This window comes from Fibrobacter sp. UWH4 (genome assembly GCF_900142475.1).
GTDB lineage: Bacteria > Fibrobacterota > Fibrobacteria > Fibrobacterales > Fibrobacteraceae > Fibrobacter.
The window spans coordinates 297,879-313,527 of record NZ_FRAY01000004.1; the positions used below are offsets into that span (position 1 = coordinate 297,879).

The 15,649-nt window shown below is 53.5% G+C and carries 11 protein-coding genes; 6 read left to right on the forward strand and 5 right to left on the reverse strand.

All coding sequences use genetic code 11. From position 1 onward, the window contains the following. Window positions 1-27: 27 nt before the first annotated feature. Both BUA93_RS09260 and BUA93_RS09265 read right to left on the reverse strand, forming a co-directional pair. Window positions 28-2,646, reverse strand: a complete 2,619-nt coding sequence (locus BUA93_RS09260) for an OmpA family protein (protein ID WP_083597287.1) — start codon at window positions 2,644-2,646, stop codon at window positions 28-30. Window positions 2,647-2,809: 163 nt separating this feature from the next. After that, window positions 2,810-3,562, reverse strand: a complete 753-nt coding sequence (locus BUA93_RS09265) for a JAB domain-containing protein (RefSeq protein WP_254793923.1) — start codon at window positions 3,560-3,562, stop codon at window positions 2,810-2,812. 489 nt (window positions 3,563-4,051) lie between these two features. Here BUA93_RS09265 and ilvB point away from each other — a divergent pair, with 489 nt between their 5' ends. From ilvB to BUA93_RS09295, 6 genes are all read left to right on the forward strand, one after another. Further along, window positions 4,052-5,770 (forward strand): biosynthetic-type acetolactate synthase large subunit, encoded by a 1,719-nt coding sequence (gene ilvB, locus BUA93_RS09270; protein WP_072978870.1) that lies wholly within the window; start codon window positions 4,052-4,054, stop codon window positions 5,768-5,770. A gap of 11 nt (window positions 5,771-5,781) precedes the next feature. Beyond that, window positions 5,782-6,279 (forward strand): acetolactate synthase small subunit, encoded by a 498-nt coding sequence (ilvN, locus tag BUA93_RS09275; RefSeq protein WP_072799415.1) that lies wholly within the window; start codon window positions 5,782-5,784, stop codon window positions 6,277-6,279. A gap of 162 nt (window positions 6,280-6,441) precedes the next feature. After that, window positions 6,442-7,050, forward strand: coding sequence for a hypothetical protein (locus BUA93_RS09280; RefSeq protein ID WP_072978871.1), 609 nt, complete (start codon window positions 6,442-6,444; stop codon window positions 7,048-7,050). Window positions 7,051-7,083: 33 nt separating this feature from the next. After that, window positions 7,084-8,142 (forward strand): radical SAM protein, encoded by a 1,059-nt coding sequence (locus tag BUA93_RS09285; RefSeq protein WP_254793924.1) that lies wholly within the window; start codon window positions 7,084-7,086, stop codon window positions 8,140-8,142. Between the two features lie 246 nt (window positions 8,143-8,388). After that, window positions 8,389-9,753 (forward strand): signal recognition particle protein, encoded by a 1,365-nt coding sequence (gene ffh / locus BUA93_RS09290; RefSeq protein WP_072978872.1) that lies wholly within the window; start codon window positions 8,389-8,391, stop codon window positions 9,751-9,753. A gap of 65 nt (window positions 9,754-9,818) precedes the next feature. Further along, window positions 9,819-11,867, forward strand: coding sequence for a M23 family metallopeptidase (locus tag BUA93_RS09295; RefSeq protein ID WP_072978873.1), 2,049 nt, complete (start codon window positions 9,819-9,821; stop codon window positions 11,865-11,867). Window positions 11,868-11,923: 56 nt separating this feature from the next. On the opposite strand, the gene BUA93_RS09300 is transcribed toward BUA93_RS09295, so the two are convergent. From BUA93_RS09300 to leuA2, 3 genes are read right to left on the reverse strand one after another with little or no spacing between them, the layout of a single operon-like run. Beyond that, the gene (locus tag BUA93_RS09300; RefSeq protein ID WP_072978874.1) at window positions 11,924-13,333 is read right to left on the reverse strand and encodes a pyridoxal phosphate-dependent aminotransferase; all 1,410 of its coding nucleotides are present in this window, start codon (window positions 13,331-13,333) and stop codon (window positions 11,924-11,926) included. Continuing rightward, entirely contained in the window at window positions 13,333-13,671 is a 339-nt protein-coding gene (locus BUA93_RS09305; RefSeq protein WP_072978875.1) for a hypothetical protein, read from the reverse strand. Before BUA93_RS09305 ends, BUA93_RS09300 begins: the two co-directional genes overlap by 1 nt. 50 nt (window positions 13,672-13,721) lie before the next feature. After that, window positions 13,722-15,293, reverse strand: coding sequence for a 2-isopropylmalate synthase LeuA2 (gene leuA2, locus BUA93_RS09310; RefSeq protein WP_072978876.1), 1,572 nt, complete (start codon window positions 15,291-15,293; stop codon window positions 13,722-13,724). Window positions 15,294-15,649 lie beyond the last annotated feature (356 nt).

A 15,649-nucleotide genomic window follows, 5' to 3' on the forward strand; every position in this document is an offset into this window, starting at 1 on the left:
GGGACTTTATTCAAAGGTTAACGAAGATTACTGAACCAAGTTGCTTTCGCACTGGGTACCGTCGTTATCCGGCGTTACGAAGTGCATTTCGATACGGCGGTTCATTTCGCGGCCTTCGGCGGTGCTGTTGTCTTCCACCGGGCAGCTGGAACCCATACCGATAGCCTTGATGCGATCCTTCTTGACGCCCGCCTTGGTGAGCACCTTCATCACTTCCTTAGCGCGGTTTTCGGAAAGTTTCTGGTTGGTCTTTTCCTTACCCACGTTGTCGGTGTGACCCTGGATCACGATCTTCAAGTCCTTATAGCTATCGTCTTCGACAAGCTTCTTGGCCACATTCTTGAGGATCTTCTTGGCGTTAGATTCCAAGGTAGCCTTGCCGCTCTTGAAGGTCACGCCATCAAGCTTTTCAGCAGCCTTCTTCGGGCAGCCGTGACCATCGTCACCCGCTTCATCCGGGCAGCGGTCGATACCGGTACAGACGCTTTCGAATTCCTTCTGGAGCTTCTTGGTTGCAACCCATTCAGAGCAGACGCCGTCCTTATCCGGGTCCGGATCGTCTTCAATCGGGCAACCCTTGTTCCATTCAGGACCGGCTTCAAGTTCGCAACGGTCGTAGCCGTGGCACATATCCTTGAACTGTTCAAGGGCCTTTTCCTTCGTGACCCACGGAGAGCAGAGGGAGTCGCCATCCGGGTCCGGGCTTTCCTTCGGGCAACCCTGGGCAAACGCTTCGCCGGCTTCGGTCGGGCACTTGTCAACGCCCTGGCAGATTCCATCGTACTGTTCGAGCATATTCTTCTCGGTCACCCACGGATCGCAGAAGCCATCCTGGTCGGTGTCCGGATTGCCGAGCGGGCAACCTTCGTTGTTCATCGGGCCAAATTCGGTCGGGCACTTGTCGATACCCTTACAAGACTTCTCGATGAACCATTCCTTCGCCATCGCTTCGTCTTCAGCAGCCTTTTCGAAGTAGAAGCCCATCTTCTTTTCGGTCACCCACGTGTCGCAGAGGCCGTCGTTATCGGCATCCGGATCATCCCATGCGCAACCCTTGTTCGCAGCGGAACCGGCTTCGCCCGGGCACATATCGTAACCCTTACAGACATCGGCAAATTCATTCAGCACGCCTTCGTCGGTGACCCACGGAGAGCAGAGACCGTCTTCATCCGGGTCCGGTTTCTTGGTCGGGCAACCGTTGAAGTTCGGAGAACCTGCCTGGCTCGGGCATTCATCGATGCCTTCGCAAACGCCGGCAAACTTCTTGAGCAACTTCTTCTGAGAAACCCATGCGTCGCAAACGCCATCACCATCGGCATCCGGATTGTCAAGCGGGCAACCATCGTCACCTTCGCCAGCTTCGTTCGGGCACTGGTCAATGCCTTCGCAAACTTCAGAGAATTCGGATTCGAAACCCTTTTCTGCCACCCAGGAATCGCAGACGCCATCTTCGTCGGCATCCGGATTACCCAGCGGGCAACCCTGGTTCAGACGGTGACCGACATCGTCCGGGCACTTATCTTCATCATCCGTCACGCCGTCGCCATCGCGGTCCTGAGCAAGCAGATAGCCGCTCCAGGTAAGGCCGCCATATACGGTGTACTGCGGGTTCACGCGGATTCGTTCCACCTGAACACCCCACGGGCGTTCGCCGTTTTCAAGCGTGCTGGCTGCAATAAACTTGTCGCCGCCCAGGTAGTAAGAAGCACCCATGTGCAGGTCGACTCCCACCGGCAGGTGGAAAACGAGGGCACCGGTCAGCTGCTTCATGTCAAGCTCGCCGTCGCGGTTATCAATACACTGATCTGCAAAACAGTATTCATAATTGCTCGTCTGGATGTCCCAGTAATATTCTACGAACAAGGAGAGGAAGTCCATGAAGTAGACTTCGGCAGCGGCGCTCATGAACGGGAGCGACATGTAGTCGCTGTTCGTCGTGTAGCGGTAACCACCGTTCAAGTGCAACAGGAACGGGAAACCGTCACCGCCGTCCATCTTGCTCAGGTCCATAGACACGGCAAGACCGCCCTTGATGGTGGTATTCTTGGTACCGTACGGATAGGCCATGCCGTTTTTCTTGTTGACATATTCCGGTTCGCGGATCCAGAGACCCTGCTTTTCGTTATTGGCCGTTCCGACAGCGACACCGCCAAACACGGCAACGTCGAACACCTGGTCTTCGGGCAGCGGGAAACGGGCCTTCATGTCCACCTTGAGGTTACCCACATAGCCGACCTTGGTATTCGGAACAACAGCACCACCGGTACCGTCGCTATAAACACCTTCAGCGTTAAACTGGTCATAATAGACGGGCATCGTCACGCCCAAGTCAAAGTAGTGCCAGATACCGATAGCAAAACCGATGTAGGCGCTTCCACCCACATAGTCCGCGACCGGGGCGCTCTTCTGAGCACCGGCGGCATCAATTTCAGAAATTGCAACCCCAGTTGCATCATTGTTCGGGAACATGTCATTGCCAAAGGTTGCGTCGCCCAAAAGGGTAAACACAAGCTTGGAATGTCCAAGGGAATGAGCCGCCTGGGTCTTATTCACACCCACGAAGCCTTCCTTGTTAATCGTCTGGGGATGTCCAGCAAAGGCGGAAGCCGCCAGCGCAAGGGCAAGACCCATAGCTACCTTTTTCATAGCATCTCCTTATATTAGGCAACCTACCAAACAAGGCTACCCCATTTAACTACCCTAAATATAACTTATTAATGAAAAAAACACATTCTGTAAGATAAAAAAGAGACAAAAAATCAATGTTTTTGTGACAACAGTGCCTAAAATAGCGAAATTTCGCCCATTTTTAGTCTACAGGAGTAAAAGTCTTTTCAAAATACTCAGGATAAAGGCGACAGATACTCGTGTGACCGCACTTCCCCACAATAATATGGTCAAGGACGGGAATCTGCAAAATACGGCCCGAGGCGCACAGAACACGGGTAATGGACAAATCCTCTTCACTCGGCACCGTCGCACCCGAAGGATGGTTATGGGCGAAAATTACCGACACGGCACGGTCCTCGATAGCCTTCACGAAAGCCTCGCGCGGGTGAATCGGCGTACGGTCCACCAGCCCCTTGGTCAGTTCATGCACACGGATGACATGGTTCGCCGCATCGAGAGTCGCCAACACGAAGCGCTCCTGCGACTCGTACTTCAAAAAGGAAAGCCGAACGACAATATCTTCGGGACTTCCCACGAACATGGCCTTTCCGCTCAAGATATAGCGCCCCGAAAGCTCCAGGCACGCAAGCACCTGGGTCGCCTTGACGCGCCCAAGTCCGCGAATCCGGCGCAGCTTCTGGAGCGTCGGCATTTCCGTTTCTTCCGAAAGGAAATCCGCCAAATTCCGCGAAAGTTCGAAAACATCGCAATCCTGACAGCCGCTACCGAGAATCAGAGCCAAAAGTTCCTCGTTACTCATGGAAGATGCCCCCATCCGCTCGATTTTTTCGCGAGGGAGAAGAGGATTCAAAGCCGGAAGGTCCTTCGAAGAAGATATATAGAGAGATTCAGCCTTTGCCGGCGCAATCTGAAATTTTTCTTGAGTCATCATTTTTCCTTTTTTGGGGTTAAACCTATTATATATATGCACGAAACAGAAAAAATGAGAAAATGAGTAGGAACGAGGTCAATGGATTCCCTCCCGTTGGTCGAGAATGACATTAATTGGAGCCGTCATCCTGGAAGCATTGCCGCGACCGACGGGTTTCAGACGAGGAACGGCCAACAAAAAAAATCATTCACGAACTAAATTTTTCAATTTTAGGGCCAAAATCTTTTGAATTTAATTTATTCAAAATTTAAAATCCCCAAAGTTTACAAATTTTAAAGCCAATTTTTCACACAAAATCCATCCAAAAATCAAAATTTAAGTCCAAAACACAAGGATTTTCAGAAATCTCACTTTTCAAAATCAACTTTTTTCTCGAAAATTTTAAAGTTTTTTCATTATTTACGCATTAATATCTTGCCACTATAGGGCATTCGTTCTATATTTATGCCATATTTTTTGAACAACAACCCGTTAAGTACAGGAAATTATATGGCAAATTCTCCATTAAGTGGCGCAGAGGTGATTATCGAATGCCTCAAGCGCGAAGGAATTGATACCATTTTCGGTTATCCCGGTGGATCGGCCATCCCGATGTTCGATGCCATTCTGGATTCCAATATTAAAGTCGTGTTGACCCGCCACGAACAGGGCGCTACCCACATGGCCGACGGTTACGCTCGCCAGACCGGCAAGGTCGGCGTCGCACTCGTCACCAGCGGTCCGGGCGCCACCAACACCTTTACCGGTATCTACACCGCCCTTATGGATTCTAGCCCGATCGTGGTTCTTGCCGCCCAGACGACTACCCCGAACCTGGGTAAGGACGCCTTCCAGGAATGCGATACCAGCGGTATGACTTTTGCAGCCGTGAAGCATTCTTACTTGGTGAAGGATTCCAACGACCTTCCGCGCATTATGAAAGAAGCTTTCCACATCGCACGCAGCGGCCGTCCGGGCCCCGTGCTGATTGACTTGCCGAAGGACGTGACCGCAGGCCCCTGCACCGCTCCGTTCACCGACAAGATGGACCTTCCGGGTTACAAGATTCCGAGCTACGCTTCTACTGAAAGTGTCGAAAAGGCCGCCGAATACCTGAAGAAGTCCAAGAAGCCGCTCTTGCTCGTGGGCCACGGCGCCATGATTTCGGGCGCTAGCCGCCAGGTGAAGGAACTCGCCGAAAAGTTGAACGCCCCCGTGGCATGCACTTTGCTCGGCCTCGGCACCTTCCCGACCGACCATGAACTTTCTTTGGGTATGCTCGGCATGCACGGCACCGTGTACGCCAACAAGGCCGTTCTCGATTGCGACTTGATTCTTTCGATTGGTAGCCGCTGGGACGACCGCATTACCGGTAAGCTTGACGTGTTCTGTAAGGACGCTATCAAGATGCACATCGACATCGACCCCGCCGAAGAAGGCAAGGTGTTGCAGCCGGATGTGTTCATGTGCGGCGATGCAAAGCTCGTTCTGGAACAGCTCCTCCCGCTCGTGGGTAAGCTCGACACCGCCGAATGGGTGAAGACTTGCCAGTCCTGGAAAAAACGTTTCCCGCTGACCTACCCGAAGCAGGGCGGTCTCCGTATGCAGCACATTGTTCAGACTGTTAGCGACCTCACGCAGGGCAAGGCGATCGTCACGACCGACGTGGGCCAGCACCAGATGTGGGTGGCTCAGTTCTTCCACACCAATTATCCGCGCCAGCTCCACTCCAGTGGCGGCGCAGGCACCATGGGCTTTGGGCTGCCCTCTTGCATTGGCGCCGCTTTCGGCAACACGACCGGTTGGCCGGTAGTGACCTTCTGCGGTGACGGTGGTTTCCAGATGACCGAAGCAGAACTTGCAACGGCCGCCATCCACAAGCTCCCCATCAAGATCTTCGTGATGGACAACAAGTACCTGGGCATGGTGCGCCAGTGGCAGGACATGTTCTACGACAAGCGTTACAGCTGCGTGGACATGAAGGGCAACCCCGACTTCGTGAAGCTCGCCGAAGCCTACGGCATCCTGGGACTGCGCATCAAGCGTAGCGCCGACGCCGAACGCGTGATTCAGAAGGCTCTGGAATACAACGAAGGCCCGGTGCTCATCCACTGCGAATGCGAAAAGGAAGACAACGTGTTCCCGATGATTCCGGCCGGTGCTCCGATTACGAGCATGATTACCGAACAGCCGAAGACTCAACTTGAAAAGCCCACGGGATCGACCTAAGGAGATAAGCCATGTTAAAGGATAAAGCACATTCTATTAGTTTGTTAGTTGCAAACCGCCCAGGCGTGCTCGTGCGCATCGCCCTCGTGTTCTCCCGCCGTGGTTACAACATCGATTCCCTGGTGGTCTCCCCCACGCTCGACCCGAACTTTAGCCGCATGAACATCATCGCTCACGGCAATCCCGAGATCTTGATGCAGATTATCAAGCAGCTCGAAAAGCTCGTGGACGTGGTGCAGGCCAAGGACCATACCGATACCGACGCTGTGGAAAAGGAACTCGCACTCATCAAGGTGCGTTGCACTCCGGACCAGCGTACCGAAATTCTGCAACTTTGCGACCACTTCCACGCCAACACCGTGGACATGACCGCGACTTCGATGATTATCCAGATCACCGGAAACAGCCAGAAGGTCGACACGCTCAAGAGTCTGTTGCAGAAATTCGAAATCGTCGAATACATCCGCACGGGCAAGGTCATCATGCTCCGCGGCGAAGAGCAGACGTAGCGGAAAAAAAGACCGCTCGGCTCTCACGCCAAGATTTCAGGAAATCCGCTCCGAAAGGGCGGATTTTCTTGTATCTGGTCACAGGTTTTTGCAAAATTGCCTTTCTTGTACAAAGCGGGAGGCGATTTATATATATTTTAATCAGAAGGAAGGAGTTCTGCCATGAAAATCGAGAAGAAAATCGTCAGGAACAGTGCGACGCTAAGCCTCGCCGCCAAAAGCGCCATTGCTGCATCGCTTGGTATTGCGGCCGTTGCATTGACCGCTTGCGAAGAAAGCGCCACCGCCGCGTCCCCCGCTCAAGATCCTGAAACAGGAGCTCCCGAAAACGAAACTCCGAGCAGTTCAAGCGTTGTCGATATTCCCCTGAGCCACGAGGCTCTTAGCAGTTCGGCAGTCGAAGCACTGTCTTCTGCAGCAGAACCTTTGAGCAGTTCGTCGTTTGAAGAACCGTATCCACCCCCTGAAGCGGGTACCATCGCCGCACCCACCGACGAAGACATTTACGGTCCGAACTCCAGTTCATCTTCAGAAGAGGAAGCACAAAGCAGCTCCGCTGAAGAACCGGTACCGCTCGCAGGCGACATCTTTATCGAAGAAGAAAGTTCTTCGAGCGAAGTGGAACAGCCCTCCAGTTCGTCCGTCGATATACATGAAGTATGCCCCGAAAACGACCCGTGGTGCATCCAGGTTCACATGTGTAACAACGAAGACGGTTGCATGGCCGCAAGCATGGTTTCCACTTACGAACGTAGCGACATCGCCGGATGAACTTAGTTCTATGCCTTACGGAACAGTGCAAACTTGCGCTGTTCCTATTGTTATTACAAGGACACGCAATCCGCACGCCATAACGTGATGGACGACAAAACGCTTGAGCAGGCGATTCGCGTGGGGCTTGAACGCAGCCTGTTTTTTAAGCAGACTTACCTGAACATTACCTTTTTCGGTGGCGAACCCTTGCTGCGCAAGGACGCTATTTTCAAGGGCGTAAACATGGCCAAGGCATTTCTTGCCGAGGCTATGGACAAAGGCGAAGCGCCCAGTAACTTCAAGCTCAACTTTGCCGTCAACACCAACGGCACGCTCTTTGACGATTCTTTCTTTGACTTTTGTGAGCGGGAGCATTTTCGCATTTATCTTTCACTCGATGGCCCGGAGCACCACCACGACATTGCTCGCCGTACCGTAAATGGCTGCGGAAGTTTCAAGGAAATCGAAAAGAACATTCCGCGATTCGTAAAGTTAGGCGCAGTCGCCTTAAGTACGGTAACACGCGCCCACGTAGAAACGCTTGCCGAAAGCGTCAAGTGGTTGCACGAACAGGGATTCAAAAGCCTTACCACGAGCGTCGACTTTGACGGCAAATGGACCGGCGAAGATTTTGACAGACTCGCCTTGCAATACCAGAAGATGGCTTTGTACTGGAAGGAATGTCGCGATAAAGGCGACAAGATGTTCTTGGGCACGATTCAAGACAAAATCAAGTTATACCTTGCGAATTTACGGTATAGGCAATATTCTTGCCATGTATACAACGGAGCCATTGGCGTCGCTACCAATGGCAATATGTTCCCGTGCACCAGGTTCATTACCTCGAACGAGAACCCGCCTTACTTACAAGGTAACGTCTTTACCGGATTCAACGAAGACGCCTGCGAACAAATTAGACTGTTCTTGGACAACGACAAAAAAGAATGCGAAGGCTGCGACATACGCTACCGCTGTTGTGCACATGAATGTGCCTGCACGAGCTTTTACAGCACGGGTTCTATTGAAGGCGTATCGCCTGAAGTCTGCACGCACGAACGCATGCTTGCAGAGATTTGTGATTCTGTTATGATAAATAACAGAATCACTTGACTACTGCGGCTCGCAAATGCCCGCGCAAGCGCGGTCGCCCGCTCGCCTTGGCAGTCAATGCGACAATTTAATGATAAAAAGTTTGGATTAGAAGCCAAGGACAGCTTCAAAAATTTCGTTGGCATCGTCGGAATCATCGTCGGCGTAGTCCGGATTGAATTCTCCCATTGATTTGGGCGGATTTTTTGCATCATTTCGATTCTACCTTCTACATCATGCTTCTTACTTTGCTAAATTTGACCCACTATGTTTTCACAGCTGACTGACTCTCTAGAATCTACTCTCAAGAACCTGCGCGGGCAGGGCAAGCTCACCGAAGAAAATGTCGCCGAATCGTTGCGCGAAGTGCGCCGCGCATTCCTCGAAGCCGACGTGAACTTCAACGTGACCCGCGACTTCGTAAAGGCCGTCAAGGAAAAGGCCCTCGGATCCGAAGTGCTGAACTCGGTGACCCCCGGTCAGCAGATTGTGAAAATCATCCATGACGAACTCGTGGCCGTGATGGGTGGCGAAACCAAGGAAATCAACCTCTCGGGCCCCGCTCCGGTGGGCATCATGATGGTGGGTCTACAGGGCTCCGGTAAGACCACCTTCGCCGGCAAAATCGCCCTCTGGATGCGCAGCAAAAAGAAGAGGAAGCCGCTCCTGGTGGCCGCTGACGTGTACCGCCCCGCCGCTATCAAGCAGTTGCAGGTGCTCGGCAAGTCGATTGGCATTCCCGTTTACGACGAAGGCCAGGGCAATCCGGTCGAAATCATCAAGCACGGTTACCAGTACGCCAAGGACAACGGCTTTGACTTAGTGATTTACGATACCGCAGGCCGCCTGCAGATCGACGAAGAGTTGATGCAGGAACTGGAAAAGGCCCGCGACGCCGTTCACCCGGATGAAATTTTGTTCGTGGCCGACGCCATGATCGGTCAGGAAGCGGTGAACGTGGCCGAAACCTTCTGGCAGCGTCTATCGTTTACCGGCGTTTGCCTTTCGAAGATGGACGGTGACACCCGCGGCGGTGCAGCCCTCAGCATCAAGAAGATGACGGGCGTGCCTATCTGCTTTATCGGTGTCGGCGAAAAGCTCCCCGAAATTGAACTGTTCCACCCCGACCGTATGGCCAGCCGAATCCTCGGCATGGGCGACGTGGTTACCCTCGTGGAGCGTGCGCAGCAGGTCATCGACGAAAAAGACGCGAAGGACCTGAAGAAGAAGATTCTCAACAACACCTTCGACCTGAACGATTTCTTGAACCAGCTGCGCACCATCAAGAAGCTGGGCCGCATCAAGGACATTCTGAGCCTGATTCCGGGCCTGAACAAGCTCCCCATCGATCAGATTGACGAAAAGGAACTGGTTTACGTGGAAGCCGTGCTCAGCTCCATGACCCCGAAGGAACGCAAGAAACCGCAGATTCTGGACGGCAGCCGCAAGGCCCGCGTGGCCAAGGGTTCCGGCACCGAAATCGGTCGCGTGAACGCGGTGCTCAAGCAGTACGAAACCATGAAGGAAATGTTCAAGAAGGTCGGCGACATGGCCCGCAAGCAGAACAACGGCGGCGCCGTCGGTTCCAACTACACTCCGCCCAAGGACAAGAAGAAAAAGAAGAAACACTAGTCTTCTCCTGGTTGCGAGTTAAACCATCGCAGACAAACTTGTAAGAATTTTGTATCTTTTATTCCATGAAAACGATTTGGAATAAGTTTACCAAAATTACGTACAAAAAAACGATTCTCGGCATCGTCGGATGTCTCGCGTTGCTCTCTCCCGCATACGCAGAAGAATGCGATGTTGAAGCAATGGACGCTTTCGCCTATGAAGACTGCGTCAAGGCAAAATCCGGTGGAACCGTTTCTACAACGGACTTCGGCGACAAGGCCTCCCCCCAAAAGAATAGTGGGATTGACAACGCCGACGGAATGGAAACAAAGATGGTCCTCAAGCCGGATGCGCCGACCTACCGTCCGTTCGAACGCGACGCCTATTTGACTTCGAGTTTTGGCGAAAACCGCGGAACCCGTTACCACGCCGGTTTTGACTATTCCACCCAAATGGAAGAAGGCTGGCCGATCTACGCCCCCGAAGACGGCAAGGTGATCGAACTCCGCGTATCGCCCTTCCACTACGGAAAGTTGATGCTTTTCAAGGGCAAGAGCGGCAAGACCTGGGCTTTTGCGCACCAGAGCAGCTTCGGCAAGCTGGACGACCAGATTATCAAGAAACAGTATTCCTCCAAGAAAAACGATGTCATTGTAAAACCGGGAACAAGCTACAAGAAAGGCGACACACTGACCTTCGCGGGCAGCACCGGAATCGGTAACCCGCACCTACACCTGGAAGTGCGCCTGGACAACGACCGCATCATCAACCCTGCACTCGCAGGCGTCGCCGTCGCAGACACGATGGCCCCGCAGATTTTCGGAATCGCCGTTTGGCAGGGCAACCATCTCGCCATCACCACGCCCGAAGCAATCGACAAGGGTTGCGTCGAAACTCCGGTCAAGAACGAATTCAACCTGAGCATGGCCGTGAAAATCGCCGACTACAGCCGCGAGCCCAAGGAAAACCCGATGTCGGTCCGCCGCATCACGGTATGGCGCTACGACGAAAAGATTTTTGACGAAAGGCTCGACACGCTCCGCTACAGCAGGATGTCGCAGATTCGCGACCAACTCCTGTGGGCCGAAGAAGCCGACACCGCCGGCGACTGGCACGTCATCAACGCGAAACTCGCCCCCCTTTCGACCTACAGGCTCGAAGTGGAAGACTTCAACGGCAATACGACCAGCAAGAAATTCACCTTCCACGGTCGCTGCAAGAGCGACAAGCCGCTCCCGTTGACCAAGGTGCAGACATCTCCCCTGTTCACCTTCCTCAGCCGCCCGATGCTAGACCTGTTCCGTTGCGAAAACGGGATGAAGTTCACCGCACTTGCCAAGGACCAGGTAATCGAAGAAGACATGTGCAAGGCGTTCAAGCATAGGCCCATCACTGTCGGACGACTTCTCGAAATCTACCCCGAAATGACGAACATCCATTACGCGGCCGACGCAGGCTCCACCGGCGACGGCAAGGCGGTCGACGAGACCATCGCCATCTATTCCTTCAACCAGTATCAAAAGAGCGTCAACTGGACCACAAAAATTGGCGACATCGGCGTCACGCAAAAAATCACGGGAATTCCCACCGGACGCGACACAACGAAAAAGATACTCGCTGTCACGCGTACCCATACCGACAGTCTCGACTTCCTGGAATTCCACCCGAAGGGGATGCAACTCAAGAATTGGACAGTCTGCGTCGAGAACAGCGAAAACAATCACCCGCTCTACTGGCTAGGCGAAACGAGCCGCAACTGGTTCATCTTCAGCAAGCAGACCAAGGGCAAGAACCGCTGCGCCACGACCAACGAACTGCGCGACATCGCAAACATCAACAACGAAGAGGCTCCGACACTCGGATTCCCCTACTGGGGTGACATGTTTATCGGTGGTATCCGCCAGCCCGCGCTCCGAATTCCGCTGATGTTCAAGTACGACGGAGTTGCCGACGGCAATTCCATCACCGTAACAGTCGGTAAGAAATGGGTCGCTGCAGAATATGATTCCGAACCCCGCGAAATCGTTATCGAAGGAGAAAAGCTCCCCGAAGCGGGCGGCACCTTCAACCTCAAGATTGTCGACGAGGCCGGCCACAAGGCCAGCTACGACGTGGACGTTCCTGAGCTTTAACTTCTAAGAAAACGCCCTGCGCAAAATGAGTTGCGCAAGGCCAAAAAAGTCGGAATTTAGCGGTCAGCCATGCGGCGGACCGCTTCTTTAAATAATGCAGGCTCTTGCAGCAAGCTGATTACGACCCAGCCATCCTCGTCGAAGTCGAAGAAGAAGCCGGGCTGCACCAGCACATGCTTTTCGCGGAGCAAGCGAAGCGTGAGATCCTCGTCGTCTTCGCCGAGGCGCACGACAGCATACCAGCCGCCGAGAACCTCGGGACAGTACTTTGCAGGGAACGCTTCACGGAGCGTCTGCCAGTTTTGCAAGAGACGTTCCTTGACGCGCGATTCGTAGGCGGCGGACTGTTTGAGGAGCGCGGAGCCGAGAGCCTGTGCCGGGGCTGATACACTCAAGTAGGCATCTTCCACAAATTCGAGCGCCGCGCGGATTTCTTCAAAGCGCTCGCGGGGCGCGTAGAAAGCCATCCAGCCGAGCTTGAGCTGCGGGGAACCTACGGCCTTGCTTAAGCCGTTCAGCCAAAAGATGGGGCACTTGGGACCGTTTTCGGGAAGGTTGATGAAATCGCCGCCGCCCGCATCCCAAAAATCATTAAACCTGCAATGTATGGATTCCCTCCCTTCGGTCAAGAATGACTTGGAAGGCGAAGATTGCGACAACGACGGTTCAGGAGGACACAATCCAAAAACATACTTCCAAGTGCGCGAGACTTTATCCGAGAACGCATAATCACCGAAGACTTCGTCCACCACGAGAATCATGTCGTTTTCTTCGCAAAAACGGACCGCCGCATTCCATTCTTCGCGAGAAACGCAATGCCCCGTCGGATTATGCGGAGAGACCAGCAGCAGAATTTTCGCACGCTCCGGCGCTGCAAGCAGGCTGTCGGTATCGAGAACATAGCGGAACGAGTTCACTTCGGCAGGCTCAGTGAACTTATGATTTGCCTTCGGCTCCAGAACGGCACTCTTTTTAAGGTCCCTGAGCTTTGCCGAAGGGCCCTTCCGCTCTCGTCTAAGTTGCAAAAAATACGGCGCACATTCCAGGTGTTCCAACTGCGCAAGCGTATCGAGCAGCGGATATCCCGGCATCGGCGTCAGAATCACATCGCCCGGATCGCAGAATGTCTTGAACAAGACCGAGTATGCTTCGCTCGTACTAGCAGTCAGAATAATCTGACCCGCCGTAAAGTTACCGCCGCGTTCGCGATAGTACTCCACCACTGCTTCACGCGCAGACTTCCAGCCCGCCGCATCTGGATTCCAGCAACCGAAAGATTCGCGGCCTTCATCAACCGCCGCATTCAAGTCTATCGGCAAGCCAGCACGAACAGGACTGCTTACCGTCATGTCAATAAATGAAAGACCGTCCTCGGCAGCATCCTTTTTCGCGCACGCCTTCGCGCGTTCCAGTTCGGCAAAGAACGGCGACGGCGAAAGATCTTTAGGGAGTCGGGAAGAAAACATCACTTCTTCCGATTAAAGAATCCGAGAAGCGCCACCGAGATAAGCATCCCCGCAGGGAGCACCACCGCAATCGTCAAAAGCAGCAACTTCTGAAAATCGGTAAGGCCCTTGAGCGAATTTTTGAAATCCTTGAACTTTGCAAACAAGCCTGTTTTGCCGCCCGAGGTGGAGCCGTCGGATTCCTGGCCCAAGTCCTCGGAACCCGCAAAGGCCTCCCCCTTCGGGAGCATCGCAAACAACTTCGACGCCGATTCCTTGACGGGACCGACATACTGGCCCGCTTTTTCGCGGACCTTGTCGTAGCGCTTCTTAAAAGGGCGTTTCAGTTGTTCGAGCATAGTCATTCTCCCATGGATTGCTTCACCCCTTCGGGGTTCGCAACGACGATTTATACCTTCTTGTACAAGAGGTTCACGCCGCCGAAGAGAGCGCGCATGTTGGCCTTGAGCGTATCGCTAGACACACCACGACCTTCGACCTCGACATCACCAGCCTTCAAGAGCATGCGGCTAAGCCCGCGGCCCGCCCACATCTTGTCCTTTTCGGGCACAACAAGCTGGCGGTATTTGACGAGTTCCACCGGCATACCGATTTCGCGCATGAGCATGAGAGCCGCCTCGATCGGGCCTTCGGCCGTCACGGACTTTACCAAAGATTCGCCATCTTTCTTGAAGTGGAAAATGAAGCGGTTTTCGTCGGGAATGACCTCGATGTTGTTGAACACCAGACGGCCGTTCACATTTACGAAATGCTCGCGGAACACATCCAGCACGCGTTCGGCAGACAGTTCGCCTTCCTTTTCGCTGCAGGCTTTCAGAATCGGCTGCAACTGAGCGGCTTCGGCGAGCGACATCTTGTAGCCGAACTTCGTGATGATTTCGTACACGGCGGTACGGCCACTCTGGCTCGTAAAGCTGAGCGAATCGTTCTGGTGACGACCGATGATGGAGTAGTCAATCGGGCGGTAGGCGCCCTTCTTCATGTCCTTCGTCTTGGAGGCGCCATCCTGGTGGATGCCGCTACGGTGCACAATCGCTTCGGCGCCGATCAGCGGGGCGCGGCTATAGATGCTGATACCCGACCACTGCGAGATGAGAATTGCCGTTTCATAAATGCGTTCCATATGCAGGCCCGTATTCACGCCGGAGTTGTGTAGCGCAACTGCGACTTCGTAGAAGTTCGTATTGCCGCAGCGTTCGCCCAAGCCGTTCAGGGCCACTTCCAACTGGGTTGCACCCACGAAGAAGCTTTCGACGGTTGCGGCCGTCGCCATACCCAGGTCATTATGGCAGTGCACCGAAATCGTGACGTCCTTCGGGAGCGCCTCGTACACCTGCTTAATCTGATTCACGTACAGGAACGGACGATAACGTTCCACCGTATTCGGCAGGTTGATGGTCGTCGCACCGGCTTCGACCACGGCCTTCAGCACGTCAATCACGAAATCCATGTTTTCGAGGCAGTCACCGAAATGTTCGGCACTGAATTCCACATCGCCCTTGTCGCCAACGAGCGATTTTGCAAACTTCACGCAATGCACCGCCTTTTCCTTCACCTGTTCCGGCGTCATGTGCAGCACATGTTCCATCGAAAGCGGGCTTGTAGCCAGGAAGGTATGAATACGCGGATGCGGAGCGTACTGCACCGCTTCCCAACAGCGCTGGATATCGCTCTCCACGCAGCGGGCCAGACCCGATACCACGATGCGCTTTGCGACTTCGTCGCCTTCTTCGGCCATCTTGGCAGTCAGCTGGGCAAGTTCCTTACACGATTCGAAATCCATCTCGCTCGAAGCCGGGAAACCGACTTCGGCGCCCTGCACGCCGAGTTTCAAGAGTTGCAGGTACACGTCCTTTTTCTGGGCATTGTTCCAGGGCTTCGGGAGCGCCTGATTACCGTCACGCAGCGTGACGTCGTAAAAGAAGGGTTGTCTTTCAATCGTGTTCTTATTCTCGTTCATCTTTTATCTCCTTGCCTCTCCAATAAGGCGGCAAGCTCATTTTTCGTCTAAAAAATAGAAATTTGACTCAAAAACGAAAGCCCGCGTCCTTATTGGAGCGGGCCTTATGGTTTAAATCCTTGGGTTAAAACTCTAAAATCGTCTTGAACCTATGCTTAAAAACCGGCGTTCGCTCCGAGAGCACGTCCTAGTAGGTTAATAAGTCGTAGATTCTTGATCATCATGCCCATAATGTAACAAAATACAATATTCTTGGCAAGGGACCCCCCCCCATACAAAAGCGCACGGACACATACGTATCCGCGCGCCTCTCCACACAAAGTTCCGATTCAGGACCAAACACCTCAGACATCCTG

Coding starts and splice junctions, on each gene's coding strand:
- BUA93_RS09260 (WP_083597287.1), bottom strand. CDS start 2,646: ATGAAAAAGGTAGCTATGGGTCTTGCCCTTGCGCTGGCGGCTTCCGCC.
- BUA93_RS09265 (WP_254793923.1), bottom strand. CDS start 3,562: ATGATGACTCAAGAAAAATTTCAGATTGCGCCGGCAAAGGCTGAATCT.
- ilvB (WP_072978870.1), top strand. CDS start 4,052: ATGGCAAATTCTCCATTAAGTGGCGCAGAGGTGATTATCGAATGCCTC.
- ilvN (WP_072799415.1), top strand. CDS start 5,782: ATGTTAAAGGATAAAGCACATTCTATTAGTTTGTTAGTTGCAAACCGC.
- BUA93_RS09280 (WP_072978871.1), top strand. CDS start 6,442: ATGAAAATCGAGAAGAAAATCGTCAGGAACAGTGCGACGCTAAGCCTC.
- ffh (WP_072978872.1), top strand. CDS start 8,389: ATGTTTTCACAGCTGACTGACTCTCTAGAATCTACTCTCAAGAACCTG.
- BUA93_RS09295 (WP_072978873.1), top strand. CDS start 9,819: ATGAAAACGATTTGGAATAAGTTTACCAAAATTACGTACAAAAAAACG.
- BUA93_RS09300 (WP_072978874.1), bottom strand. CDS start 13,333: ATGTTTTCTTCCCGACTCCCTAAAGATCTTTCGCCGTCGCCGTTCTTT.
- BUA93_RS09305 (WP_072978875.1), bottom strand. CDS start 13,671: ATGCTCGAACAACTGAAACGCCCTTTTAAGAAGCGCTACGACAAGGTC.
- leuA2 (WP_072978876.1), bottom strand. CDS start 15,293: ATGAACGAGAATAAGAACACGATTGAAAGACAACCCTTCTTTTACGAC.